Origin of the sequence: Clostridium lacusfryxellense, assembly GCF_018861735.1 — a bacterium.
Lineage (GTDB): Bacteria > Bacillota > Clostridia > Clostridiales > Clostridiaceae > Clostridium_AD > Clostridium_AD lacusfryxellense.
This window is the reverse complement of record NZ_JAHLEB010000011.1, coordinates 103,322-116,197: the sequence shown is the minus strand read 5'-3', so window position 1 is coordinate 116,197 and position 12,876 is coordinate 103,322. Positions and strand designations below refer to the sequence as shown.

The following is a 12,876-nucleotide window of genomic DNA, read 5'->3' as shown; positions in this document are numbered from 1 at the left end:
AGGAAGGTAATAAATTGGAAACTAATTTGAAATAATAAGTTACGTGTAATACATATAAACATCGTGTAAGTTATCTTAAATACTAGTATTTGTTGCTTAACCTATAGATAACTTTCGTAAGTATTTTGCCACTCAGATATATATCAATAATAATTACAATGTGGCTTTGGTCAGAGAACTCCTTCAACATTCAGATTTAAAAACTACACAAAAATATATTAATCTTCGTACAGAAGAGGTAGAAAATGCTTTAAATAAGCACATTCAATTATTATAGAGGGTATTTAAGAAAAATACCTTCTTTTTTTTATTCTTAATTGACTATTGATGTAATATGTATTACAATATAAACATAGGTATTACAACGTGTTTACGCTATTATTAGTGTACTACAAATTAAAATATATTATAGGAGTGATAATAATGGAAGATATAAAAGAAAGTAAAAATGTAGTTACAAGCTATAGGTTAGCTCAGGATACTAAGGATAAGTTGCAACAACAGTTGAAGGATCTAGGAATGACCCAGGAACAATATTTTAATAAAGTGGTCGGCCTCATGGAACTTGAAAATGTTAAACAGAATAGTTTTTTAAGTAAAGATACAACTATTATCCAGGCTAATTTAGATGCAATATTGAACTCTTTCATAAGTATTGCAGATGGCAGCAACAATTTAATATGTAATAAAGATATAGAACTTGAAGAACTAAACAATACATATAAAGATATGTTATCAGATAAAGAAATTAGTATTACAAATCAAAAGGATGAATTACAAGAGGTTTACAGTAATTTACTTGTAGTACAAGAAGATAGTAAAAAGAGCAGTGATGAATTACTAAGCATCAGAATAGATCATAACAACCAAGTCGAGCAATTATTAGGTAACATAAAGGATAAAACTTTAATCGTAGAAGAATATAAAAACAAGAATGATATGCTGCTGAGTGATCTACAAGAATACAAACAATATAAGGTTGAATTAGAAGAGTATAAAAAGCTTCTAGCAGATGCTCAGGCCAGAAACATAGATAAGGATAATATCATTAGGGATAATGATTATACTGTTAATCAATTGAATAAGAGCATGGAAAAGGCATCACAAGATAACCATAAGGAATTAGAAACATTAAAAAAAGAAAATCAATTAAATATAAGATTAGAAGTTGCAGAAGTTAAAGAAGAATTGAATAATAAATTTAGCCAGGAACAATTTAAACATAGTAAAGAGATAGAGGAATATCAAAGTAAATATAGAGAATTATTAGAAGAACTGGAGAAGAAAAGAATAACTCCCAAAGCCACTCCTAAAAAAACAATATAAATTCAAAAACTGAAAACATTGATGTATAAGGCTTGTTAAGCATTTAGTTAAATTTAATTAAGCGCTTAACAACTATAATTAATATTGTGGTACAAAAAATAAAACAAATAAAGAAACACCAAACGGAGTATCGGAAGTTCACTTGATTCAGATATGCAGTGCGGTAGCAACAAACAAAGTGCGTTAGAGATATTAAATAATTAAGACCGTTATAATACATTCAAAGTAAAAAGTCAACACGTTATGTTACGTTGAAAATGAAAAAAATAAGGAATGGTCAATAGCCCCAATGTGAAAGTAACTCAATTGATATTGTGTTACTTTCACTTTGGTTTTCATCATTAGGGGTATAAAGAACATAGCTGTGCCTTACTGAAAACTCAATTCCTTATATTGGCAAGTTTAAATATATATCGTGGGTTTTCTGCTTTCGTGACCGGAATGCTTTTGTATCATAGTATCCTTTTATTTAAATTAAACTTATATAAAATAACTTACTTTTAAAAAGTTCCTATAATGTCGAGTGTAGGAATTTTTTTGAGCTTAATTTACTATATCGGGGTCTCGCCAACATAAGTCTGAATCACACCAGTAGTAATTTTATAATCTCTCTGTAAAGCTAAATATATTTTGCGGAGATGTTCATAAATGGTTTGTTATATTTTACGAATATATTTTATAGGTTTTTTCACCCTTACATAAAGGTATACCTTTATGTAAGGGTGTTTGTTTCAGCATTAAAATAGAGTTTGCAAAAATGGTATCAAATGTTATAATTTTTTTAAGATTAAGTCACAACTTCAAAAAATTGTAACTTAAAGCTATTTATATAATAAGCAGACAAATAGTGATTTATCAAGTTTGCTTATTATTAAATTATGAAGAAAATTTATAAACAATGAAATGTACAAACCAAAATTTGTCGTTTTTGCAAGGAGGGAGAGCCATTATGAACAGACCATTAACGGAACTGAAAGCATTAAGAAAATTAGGTATTGAGGATTTTAAACATCTTACAAAAGATAAGGTTATTACTATGGCATCAATGCTAGATAAGATGGATCCAGAGGTGGCTAAGAAAGCATTAGAACAATTCCCGATGTTTTCCAATACAGTAAAGGAAATATTGATTGGGTATAAAGACACATTGGATAAAGGTTCAGAATTAAATAGGGAAAGTGTTCAATCGTACTATGATTCGTGTAAATATATAATTGAGGGTTTACAAAAACAACTTGATGTTGAGAATCCTTCGTTTGAAGAAAAAAAGTATATCTTTGATAAGATGCTTGAAATCTCAAAAATGATGGGTGAAAAAGACTCAGAGAATAAAAGGTTCATTGCTACAATGGTTGTATTTGGTACGGTAGCTACTGGTATTGCCCTAACTGCGTTGGCGTCTGTACTAGGTGGAAATACAAAGATTGAGAGTTGAGGTAACATAATTTCAGACTCAGTTATGTCGTCTCTTTCTTATATTGTATACCAACCCAAAAGGCAGCAATGCCTTTTTTTATTCCTGTTGGTGTAATTCAGAGAAATGTTGGCGATACCCCTGTTAAAAAGTGTAGTAGCCGAAACTTCAAACTTGGTAACAACTACTGGTGATGTTAATGCTGAGCTAGGTAATGAGGTAACAACAATTAATACTGCTTTAACCTCATTTAAATCTATTATAACTTCTGTAGAGACTATATTACCTGATATACAAAAAGTTTCAATAGGTATCGGTAAACTAAATAATGACATGCACCCAGTAGTATTAAAAATAGAAAGTACTAGTGCAGTATCTGAGGAAAACTCTGCTTCAGCAGAAGAAATTGCAGCTTCAACTGAGGAAATGAAGAATTCAGCAGGTTCAGTAGCGAGTACCGCTCAAAGCCTTACAAATTCAGCAATACATTTAACCGAAGAGATCAATAAATTTAAGCTTTAAACTATTTACTAAATAAATAGACTATTAACTTATCTGTTTAGTAGTATATAGTAATTTATTTATTAGAAAAAAATTTTAAGAAGGGTATACAATATAATAAACGTTATGTTGTATGCTTTTTGTTAATTTATTAAGAGATAGAGGCAACATCCGAAATTTTGGCTCTGCTCCTTTAAGAGTTATAGTAAGAATGCATTTAAATTTAACTGCAAATTTAACAATAAAGTCAGGGGATATAATTCATGGATACCCCAAATGCCATCTAGTACTCATTGCTGGGTTTCACATAATCCACGTTTCGAAACACTTAGCATTTAACTTATATGAAAAGCAAACTTTTGGTTGATAAAACGCGAACTTATATTATAATTATATTAGTGGAATTTTATTTATGTAGATATCAATAAGATATTGTGGATGGTAATATAAAGGATAAAATTCAAGTATAAAAGAGTGTAAATACAAGAATGATATGCTGATGAGTGAGCTGCGGGAAAAAGTTTCTCACAATAAGATCATAAGGAGAAGTTAAAATGCCACAAGTAACGCTTAGGCAATTAAGAGACCTTCCTTTGCTAGGATGTATTGAGGATAAAACCTTAGAGTTAATCAGAGAAAAAGTTGTTATAAAAAAACTAAAAAAATTACAAATGTTATTTGGAGAAAGAGAGTGTTTAGATAACATATACATAGTTCTTGAGGGAAAGGTATCGATGTACAGATTATCAGAAAGAGGTCAAAAGAGAGTTATTTATATATTAAATAAGGCAGAGATCATAAATGAAGTGAATTTCGATAATTATACTTCATCTATTAATTGCGAAGGATTTGAAGACAGTGTAATTATTAGCATATCAAAAGTAGACTTATTGAGTATTATGAAACAAGATTTCAAACTTACAGAGGTTATTTTATATTCCATGAGTAAAAAAATAAGAAGATTGTATAGACAAATTAAGAACACTGTACCTACTAAAATGGATAAAAGGGTAGCTGCAAAGCTTTGGAAACTGTCTAAAGATTATGGAGTAGAAACCCCGGAAGGTGTTTTAATAGATGTTAAAATAAGTATAACTTACTTGGCAGATATGTTAGGGAGCTCTAGGGAAACTATTTCAAGGGCTCTAAAAGAGCTGGAAAACATGGATATGGTTAAAATAGAACATAGAAAATTTATAGTGGATAGAGAAAAACTAAGTGGATACTTTAAAAGTGTGTGATGAAAATCACATACTTTTTTTTACTTTTAAAATACAATGTGCTTAGAAAGTTATATATTTAACTTTCATATTGGGTTAATTACTAAAGTTAATTTATTAACAATGATTATAGATAAATGAAATATAGTATAAAGAAAAAAGATTAAATTGGAGGGTGATGTATTTATGGGCTTAAAGCTTACAATAGAGAAGTTTGATCAGCAGCTTGAAACATTAAGGCAGGAATATAAGGTATATGCACCAGTAAAGATAAAAGGAAAAGGAACGTTTGCAGATACAGATGCCGTTAGATATGGAGAAATAAAGAGTATAAAGGAAATAGAGTTTGATGTAAAATCTAGTTTTTCTCCTAAGGAAATAGTGATTCCTATTACTCAAACATTATTTTATTTTACTGAAGATCAATGCATCGAGCCTAAGACATTCGAAAAGAAAATATTAATATTTTTAAGAAGCTGTGATATTCATGCTATGAAGCGGCTTGATGAAGTTTACTTAAGAAATGGAAATGAAGATTATTACTACAAAACATTAAAAGACAAAGTTAAATTTGTACTTATGGGTTGTAGCGAGAGTTTTGAAAACTGTTTTTGCGTTAGTATGGGATCAAGTACAACAAAAGATTATGATATGTACACTAAAATTAAGGGTGATGAAGTTTTTATAGATTGTAAATCTGAAGAATTGATGAATTATTTTAATATAGATAAAATTAATGTGCATGATGTAGAACCTGAATTTGTTTTGTCTAATGAAATAAAGGTTACTATACCGGCAAACTTAGATCAAAGAATTTTCAAATCAAAAATGTGGGATGAATATTCTTCAAGATGCATTGCCTGTGGTAGGTGTAATTTTGTCTGTGGTACATGTTCGTGTTTTACTATGCAAGATGTTTTCTCCAAAGACAATAAGAATGTTGGAGAGAGAAGACGGATATGGTCATCTTGTCATGTAGACGGATTTAGTGATATGGCAGGAGGACACGATTTTAGAAAAGATAAAAAAGATAGGATGAGATTTAAGATTATGCATAAGGTATACGACTTTAAGAAAAGAGCGGGATACCATATGTGTATAGGTTGTGGAAGATGTGATGATATATGCCCTGAATATATATCTTTCGCTAGTTGCGTTAATAAACTAAATGAAGCTATGAATGAGGTGGAGTAAATGGAAAACATATATATGCCGTTTAAATCTAAGATACTTAATATAAAAAAACATACAGAAACAGATTATACTTTTAGAATGGAGTTTATAGGAGGGGTAAAGCCAGGTCAATTTTTCGAAGTGTCCATACCAAAGTTTGGTGAGTCGCCTATATCTGTAAGTGAAATCGGTGATGATTATGTGGATCTTACAATAAGGCGTGTAGGCGTGGTTACAGATGTGATTCATAGTTTCTTTGTTGGTGGAACATTATATCTTAGGGGACCATACGGGAACGGTTTCGATGTGAATATATATAAAGGTAAAGAAATTATTGTAGCTGCAGGCGGAACTGGACTTGCACCTGTAAAAGGAATAGTGGATTACTTTGCAAAACATCAAAAAGAGTGTAAGGACTTTAATTTAATGGCAGGTTTTAAGTCTCCAAATGATATTTTATTTAAAGATAATTTTAAAACTTGGGAGAAGAGTATAAACGTAACTTTAACTGTGGACGGTGCAGATGATGATTACACAGGAGAGGTAGGGCTTATAACTAAATATATAACAGATATCCCAGTTACCGATATGGATGAGGTTCAAGTTATTGTAGTAGGACCTCCAATGATGCTTAAATTTACTGTTGCTGGGTTTATAAAAAAAGGGGTAAAAGAAAAAAATATATGGGTATCTTATGAGCGAAAAATGTGTTGTGGAGTTGGGAAATGTGGTCATTGCAAAATTGATGATACGTATATATGTTTAGAGGGACCTGTTTTTAACTATTTGGATGCAGTTCATCTAGTAGATTAGGGGGGAGAAAATAATGGATATAAATACTAAATTACTTAAAAAGAATGCATATAGAATAACCAAAACAAGAGGTAAAACCGCTATAAGAATTAGAGTGCCTGGTGGGAAGATTGAAGCAAAACATTTAGAAGTTTTGCAAAAGGTAGCAGAGACCTATGGGGATGGAACTCTTCATATAACTACAAGACAGGGTTTTGAAATACCAGGTATTGATATGGATAAAATACCAGAGGTTAACAAAATGGTTCAATCTGTAATTGAAGGTCTTGAAATAAATCAGATATCACCGAATACCGGTTACTCAGCAGCAGGCACTAGAAATGTATCAGCATGCGTAGGAGCAAATGTCTGTCCTTTTGCAAATTATAATACAACAGAGTTTGCGAAAAAAATAGAAAAAGAAATTTTTCCTAATGATTATCATGTAAAGGTAGCATTAACAGGTTGTCCTAATGATTGTATCAAGGCAAGAATGCAAGATTTTGGAATTATAGGAATGACGCAGCCACAATATGAATCTTATAGATGTATAAGCTGTAAATCATGTGTTAATAATTGCAAAAAAAGGGTCACCGGTGCACTTAAAATGGAGAATTTTAAGGTGGTACGTGACCATGACAAATGTATTGGATGTGGAGAATGTATAGGGAAATGTCCGACATCCGCTTGGAGCAGAAGTATAAAGAAGTACTATAAACTTGTTATAATGGGTAGAACGGGAAAGAAAAAACCTAGACTGGCTCAGGATTTTATAACATGGGTGGATGAAGAAAGTATTATTAAGATAATAAAAAATACCTATTCATACATTGAAAAATATATGGATGTTGGTGCACCAGGAGGAAAAGAACATATTGGATATATTGTGGATAGAACAGGATATCCAATTTTTAAGGAATGGGTTTTAAAAGGAGTTACTCTCGGAGAAAAAGCTGTGGCTAAAGAATTCATTAATTGGTAATAATAAGAGTATGCAGAAATATATACCTGTATACTCTTTATTTTATAGGAGTATATTAATGTGGACTTAGATCATCTGTATATGTTACTATAAAATTGGTTAATTATTATAAGTTTACATAATGTTTAGTTTAATAATCTAGTAAGACTTGAAATAAAAAGTTTTTATAAGTATAATGGTATAATAAGAAAATAGTAGGAGTTGAGAAATATGGCCGCTTCAATAAAAGATGTTGCGAGAGAAGCTGGAGTCTCAATTGCCACAGTATCTAGAGTTTTAAATGATATAGATGTGGTAAATGAAGACACTAAGAAAAAAGTAAAAGATGCTATAAAAAAATTGTCGTATAGACCGAACATAGTTGCGAGAAGTTTAAAAACACAAAAATCTAGCACAATAGGGATAATAATTCCAGATATATCTAATCAATTTTATCCTGAGATTGTTAGAGGATGTGAGGATGTAGCTAATATTTATAATTACAATATTATGCTATGTAATTCAGATTTGGATTTAGATAAAGAAATGGAATCTTTAAGAATTCTTAAAGAGAAAATGATTGATGGAGTTATATATATGAGTAATTCCATAGAGCAAAATGTTATAAGTTTGATAAAGGAACTTGAAATGCCAGTTGTACTTGTAGAAACTACAGATGCTGATGGTATATTCCCTAGTGTTACTATTGATAATGTAGCAGCAGCCGCAGATGCAGTTAAATACCTTATAAATAAGGGTAACAAAAATATTGCATATGTAGGAACGTCTATAGAAAAAGTTAATGCATTATCTAAAAGGTACACAGGATATTTAAGCGCACTTGATGAAATGGGTATAGAACTTAATAAGGACCTAATTTATATCGGTGGAGTTAAACCAAAAGATGGATATATAGGAATCAATTCTATATTAGATACAGGAGCTAAGGTAGATGCAGTATTCTGTGCTAGTGATGAAATTGCTATGTGCGTAATAAATGCATTAAGAGACAGAAATATTCAAGTTCCTGGCGACGTAGATGTTATGGGGTTTAATGATATCTATTCAGCGTCAGTGTTCTATCCAAAACTTACTACAATTGCTCAACCAATGTATGATATGGGATCTGTAAGTATGAGAATGCTTATTAAATCTATAAACAACTTAGAAGTTGAGGAGAAACACTTTGTGTTGCCTTATCGAATGGTGGAAAGAAATTCCTGCAAATAAATAAAAGCCTTATTAAAACCGAATACGTTTTAATAAGGCTTTTTACATTATATCTTAAAATACACAAATAAATGATGTGACTATAAATGAATATTTAATAAATAAGTTGGAGGTAGTAAAGTTTTGAATATTAATACTAAAGTAGAAAAAATATTTTCTTATTTGTTAAGCATTAAAAATATGAACCAAAAAACTATAAGAAATGTAGATGGATATGAAAAAATATATTGGCAAAAAGACCTTGAAAAGATTGATGGATGTACTTTTAATCTTGATGAAAATAAGGATTATTGGTTAACTATAGATGCGAAATCAGAAAAATTATATAGCCAGTTTCAAAAGATGTATCTTCAATTAGAAAAAAACAGTGAAGATCTTGAGATGATATGGTCAAATGGACTATTAACTTGGAATAAAGAAGGAAACGAAATAGTTCATCCTATTTTCACAACTAAAATGGAAATAACATTTGACTCAAAGGATAAAAAATTCACTTTAAAACCATATAATAACCAAACAAATGTAGAACTTGAATTTTTAAATGAATATTTGGAGGTAAACCTAGATAGTTTACTCGAAATTAGAAATAAAGCAAGAGACATGGCAATAGATGTAAGAAATATTGAAATGGCTTCGCAAATTTTCAAAGAGATAGCTACGCTTTTAAAAGCTGATGTTGAGGGCTTTTATATAAGTGAGTTAAGTGGTGGATCAGATTTATTACTAAAGGATAATATACAATTTTACAATGCGCCTAACATCATCCTCCGAAAGGTAGACACAAGACTTTGGAATATGGAACTAAATGATGTGCTAACTCAAATAAGAAATGGATTCCCTATCCCTAAAACTATAGAGGCTTTGGTTTCGGAAAAAGCTGTGTTGCAAGATCCATTGGAGCTTAAAGAGTGGGAGGAAGTAGGGGGAGATGTATTATTTCCACTTCCCGCAAATGAAGAGCAGATGGAAATAACAAAAAGACTGGCAGAGAACTATGGTATTGTTGTACAAGGGCCACCAGGTACTGGGAAAAGTCATTCTATAGCTAATTTGATATGTCATCTTTTGGCTCATGGGAAAAGGGTTTTAGTCACAAGTCAAACAGATAGGGCCCTTAGGGTGTTGTCTAATAAAATACCAGATGAGGTTAGGTCGTTATGTATTAGTATACTTGGCAATGATACAAAATCTTTAGAAGAATTGGATGAGTCTGTAAGGAAAATAACAGAAAATTTATCTATGGATACCAAAGAATTACGAAAAGAAATAAAACTCTTAAAATATAAGCATAGTAGTTGTTTGGGAATGCAAGATAGCTTATATAAAGAGCTAAAATGCATTGAAGATAGAGAAAGCAACAAAATAGAATATGAAGGGCAAAAATATACCTTGATGTACATGGCTAAGTGGGTTAAGGATAATGAAGAAACTCATTCTTGGTTAATTGATAAGATTGATTTTAATGAGGACAACCCTTTAACTGTAGAAGAATTTAAAAAGCTGCGTACATTACTTAAAACAATTACAAAAGATCAAATCGGTGAGATAAATAGCATAAATAAGTATATAGAAATACTTCCTGGTGAAAATGATCTATGTGATAAAATAGAAGAGTTATTTGAACTAGAAAATAGGCAACATGAGTGCTTAGATAATATTCGCGACTTAAATAATGTTGATTCTATAGATTATGGAAATAGAAGATTGCTAAAACTTGTTGATGATGCTATAGAAAAATTGTCTTTACTTGAAAATACTTGGTTAAGTAATGTTAAAACTAATTATTATTCCAATATCGAATCGCAAGATATGTGGAGACAATTGGTAAACAAAAGCAATGAATATATAAAAGATATAAGTAAATTAAAACAAGAATTAAATAATCACAATCTTGCATTTACTGGGAATATAGATATAAACAAGTTTAAAAATGATTTTGGTATTATATCAAAAACAATAAACGAAAAAGGTAAAATAGGAATAATATTTAAGATGCTTCATGGAAATCTTAAATACATATTGGATGACTTCAAGGTAGATTATGAGCTCATAAACAATAGTGAACAAATAATAGTAGTTGATATATATATAAGGATGTTGTTATTAGAAAGAGAACTTAAAAATATTTGGAACAATTCGATAAAAGAATACGGTGGAAAACTCATAGAAGAGTTTGATTTAAATTATTTAAGTGAAATTTCTAGAGAAATAGCAGGTATTGAAACAATTATAAATTGGGACAAAGACTTTAAAAATAACATAGTTAATTTCTTACCAGGCAAAATTTTGAAGAATAACTTACAGTGGCATGAAAAAGAAACATATGTTTATCTTAAAAATGGGTTCGAGAGTTTAAAACTAATAAATAAATATAATAGATTAAATGACGAAATGTTAGAAATACAAAAAACATTTCCGCGTGTTGGGTTACTAAAGAAATTGCAGAATGCTATGAATGTGAGAAGTGTTTATGATATACATGCTTCTTATATAGAAATTAGTTTGCTAATGAAAGAATCTGCGCAAGTGCTTGAACTAACTAAAATAAGCAAGAAGTTAGAGGTCTGTTGCCCATTGTCATATGAAAGTATAACTAACAATGAATATAAGACTACAAATGATCAAAATTTGAATTGGGCAAAAGCATGGAAGTGGAAAAAATGGAACGACTTTTTAAGTAAATTAGCAGAGGTTGATGTAGATGCAATAGAAAAAAGTATTACCCAGGAAAAGATAAAAGAAAAAATTATAGTTCGGGAACTTGTATCTAAAAAAAGCTGGTTTAATCAAATAGAGAGAACTACTGAGGTGCAAAAAAGAAGCTTATTTACTTGGATGGAAGCTATAAAAAGAATAGGAAAAGGTACAGGAACTCAGGCAGTTAAGTATAGAAAAATTGCACAAAGAGAAATGGAAAATTGCAAGGATGTAATTCCTGTATGGATTATGCCAATAAATAGAGTCATGGAGAATTTGAAGCTAACAGACAATTTATTTGATGTGGTAATTGTTGACGAGAGTAGTCAAAGTGATATATCAGCCATCACAGTTTTAATGAGGGCTAAAAGGGCAATAATTGTAGGGGATGAAAAGCAAATAAGTCCGGAAGCTATTGGTAAAGATCATAATGTTGTTGAAACTTTGATAAGTACGTATTTAGAAGGAATACCCCATGCTGAGTGGTTTGATTTAAAAACTAGTTTATATAATACAGCATTAAGAGTTTTTCCAAATAGATTACTACTTAAAGAACACTTTAGATGCGTGCCAGAGATAATTGGATTTAGCAATGAACTCTGCTATTCTAATGAAATAATTCCTTTAAGGCGAATAGATGAAACAGAAAAAGTAGGGCCATTTATAGTTACATCTAAAGTTACACTTGGATGTAAGAACGAAACTAAGCCAATAAACGAACCAGAGGCGCAGTGCATTGTAGAGAAGATAGTGGAGTGCTGCACGAGCGAGAGATATAATGGGATGACTATGGGTGTTATATCGCTTCTAGGGGATGCTCAAGCTGAATTAATACAAGGTATGTTGGTGGATAAGCTTGGCATGGAAGAAATTTTGCAAAGAAGACTTATTTGTGGTGATGCTTATTCCTTCCAGGGAGATGAGAGGGATGTAATGTTCCTATCTATGGTTATTGCAAATAATGCTAAATTTACATTTCTAACTAAGGGCACAGACATAAGAAGATTTAACGTAGCTGCCAGCCGTGCGCGAAATCAAATGTGGCTATTTCACTCAGTAGGTCTTGAGGATCTTAATCCTAACTGTGTTAGATATGCGTTGCTCAAATATTGCCTTGAGGAGAAAGAACCCAAGGAAGAAGTTAAATCGAGTGAGTATTTATTGCTAAGTGATTTTGAAGAGAATATAGAAAAATGTATAAAAGCAAGTGGCTATAAACTTACACCGAAGGTAAAGGTCGGAAAATATACTATAGATTTTGTTGTAGAGACAGATTTAGCGCTGGCGTCTACTGATGGACATTATAAAAAAATAGCAGTTAAATGTATTGGGATGGAAGAGGATGAAAATTATAGCTGGCAAAAGCAGTACGAAATGCAGATGTGTCTTGAAAGGGTTGGATGGGAATTCTACAAAATACGTGCTAGCGAATTCTATAGGAATCCAAGTAGAGTAATGGAAAAATTATCGCAAATACTGAATAGTTAGAGTATATAAAAAACTTAAGGCGACGCGGTATATATTTTCATATTTATCATGGGATTATCATAATAATATAATAG

Annotated in this window: 10 protein-coding genes; all 10 read left to right on the top strand. The window is 30.9% G+C overall.

Features of this window, described 5'->3' with window-relative positions; translation table 11 throughout:
- The first annotated feature begins 103 nt into the window (after positions 1 to 103).
- The 10 genes from KPL55_RS26725 (at position 104) to KPL55_RS08790 (ending at position 12,802) form a co-directional block, all read left to right on the top strand.
- Positions 104 to 277, top strand: a complete 174-nt coding sequence (locus tag KPL55_RS26725; RefSeq protein WP_376770432.1) for a tyrosine-type recombinase/integrase — start codon at positions 104 to 106, stop codon at positions 275 to 277.
- A 146-nt stretch (positions 278 to 423) separates the two neighbouring features.
- Positions 424 to 1,326: a hypothetical protein gene (locus KPL55_RS08830; RefSeq protein ID WP_216306346.1), complete on the top strand. Its 903-nt coding sequence runs from the start codon at positions 424 to 426 to the stop codon at positions 1,324 to 1,326.
- A gap of 949 nt (positions 1,327 to 2,275) precedes the next feature.
- A complete protein-coding gene (locus KPL55_RS08825) occupies positions 2,276 to 2,761 on the top strand; it encodes a hypothetical protein (RefSeq protein WP_216306345.1) in 486 nt (161 codons plus the stop codon).
- Positions 2,762 to 2,866: 105 nt separating this feature from the next.
- Positions 2,867 to 3,262: a methyl-accepting chemotaxis protein gene (locus KPL55_RS08820; RefSeq protein WP_216306344.1), complete on the top strand. Its 396-nt coding sequence runs from the start codon at positions 2,867 to 2,869 to the stop codon at positions 3,260 to 3,262.
- 533 nt (positions 3,263 to 3,795) lie between these two features.
- A complete protein-coding gene (locus KPL55_RS08815) occupies positions 3,796 to 4,482 on the top strand; it encodes a Crp/Fnr family transcriptional regulator (protein WP_216306343.1) in 687 nt (228 codons plus the stop codon).
- Between the two features lie 165 nt (positions 4,483 to 4,647).
- Positions 4,648 to 5,655 (top strand): anaerobic sulfite reductase subunit AsrA, encoded by a 1,008-nt coding sequence (gene asrA, locus KPL55_RS08810; RefSeq protein ID WP_216306342.1) that lies wholly within the window; start codon positions 4,648 to 4,650, stop codon positions 5,653 to 5,655.
- Positions 5,656 to 6,447: an anaerobic sulfite reductase subunit AsrB gene (gene asrB, locus KPL55_RS08805; RefSeq protein WP_216306341.1), complete on the top strand. Its 792-nt coding sequence runs from the start codon at positions 5,656 to 5,658 to the stop codon at positions 6,445 to 6,447.
- A gap of 13 nt (positions 6,448 to 6,460) precedes the next feature.
- Positions 6,461 to 7,408: a sulfite reductase subunit C gene (gene asrC / locus KPL55_RS08800; protein WP_216306340.1), complete on the top strand. Its 948-nt coding sequence runs from the start codon at positions 6,461 to 6,463 to the stop codon at positions 7,406 to 7,408.
- Positions 7,409 to 7,618: 210 nt separating this feature from the next.
- Positions 7,619 to 8,617, top strand: coding sequence for a LacI family DNA-binding transcriptional regulator (locus KPL55_RS08795; protein ID WP_216306339.1), 999 nt, complete (start codon positions 7,619 to 7,621; stop codon positions 8,615 to 8,617).
- Positions 8,618 to 8,740: 123 nt separating this feature from the next.
- On the top strand, positions 8,741 to 12,802 hold the full coding sequence (locus KPL55_RS08790) for a PDDEXK-like endonuclease domain-containing protein (RefSeq protein WP_216306338.1): 4,062 nt from the start codon (positions 8,741 to 8,743) through the stop codon (positions 12,800 to 12,802).
- Positions 12,803 to 12,876 lie beyond the last annotated feature (74 nt).

Coding starts and splice junctions, on each gene's coding strand:
- KPL55_RS08830 (WP_216306346.1), top strand. CDS start 424: ATGGAAGATATAAAAGAAAGTAAAAATGTAGTTACAAGCTATAGGTTA.
- KPL55_RS08825 (WP_216306345.1), top strand. CDS start 2,276: ATGAACAGACCATTAACGGAACTGAAAGCATTAAGAAAATTAGGTATT.
- KPL55_RS08820 (WP_216306344.1), top strand. CDS start 2,867: ATGTTGGCGATACCCCTGTTAAAAAGTGTAGTAGCCGAAACTTCAAAC.
- KPL55_RS08815 (WP_216306343.1), top strand. CDS start 3,796: ATGCCACAAGTAACGCTTAGGCAATTAAGAGACCTTCCTTTGCTAGGA.
- asrA (WP_216306342.1), top strand. CDS start 4,648: ATGGGCTTAAAGCTTACAATAGAGAAGTTTGATCAGCAGCTTGAAACA.
- asrB (WP_216306341.1), top strand. CDS start 5,656: ATGGAAAACATATATATGCCGTTTAAATCTAAGATACTTAATATAAAA.
- asrC (WP_216306340.1), top strand. CDS start 6,461: ATGGATATAAATACTAAATTACTTAAAAAGAATGCATATAGAATAACC.
- KPL55_RS08795 (WP_216306339.1), top strand. CDS start 7,619: ATGGCCGCTTCAATAAAAGATGTTGCGAGAGAAGCTGGAGTCTCAATT.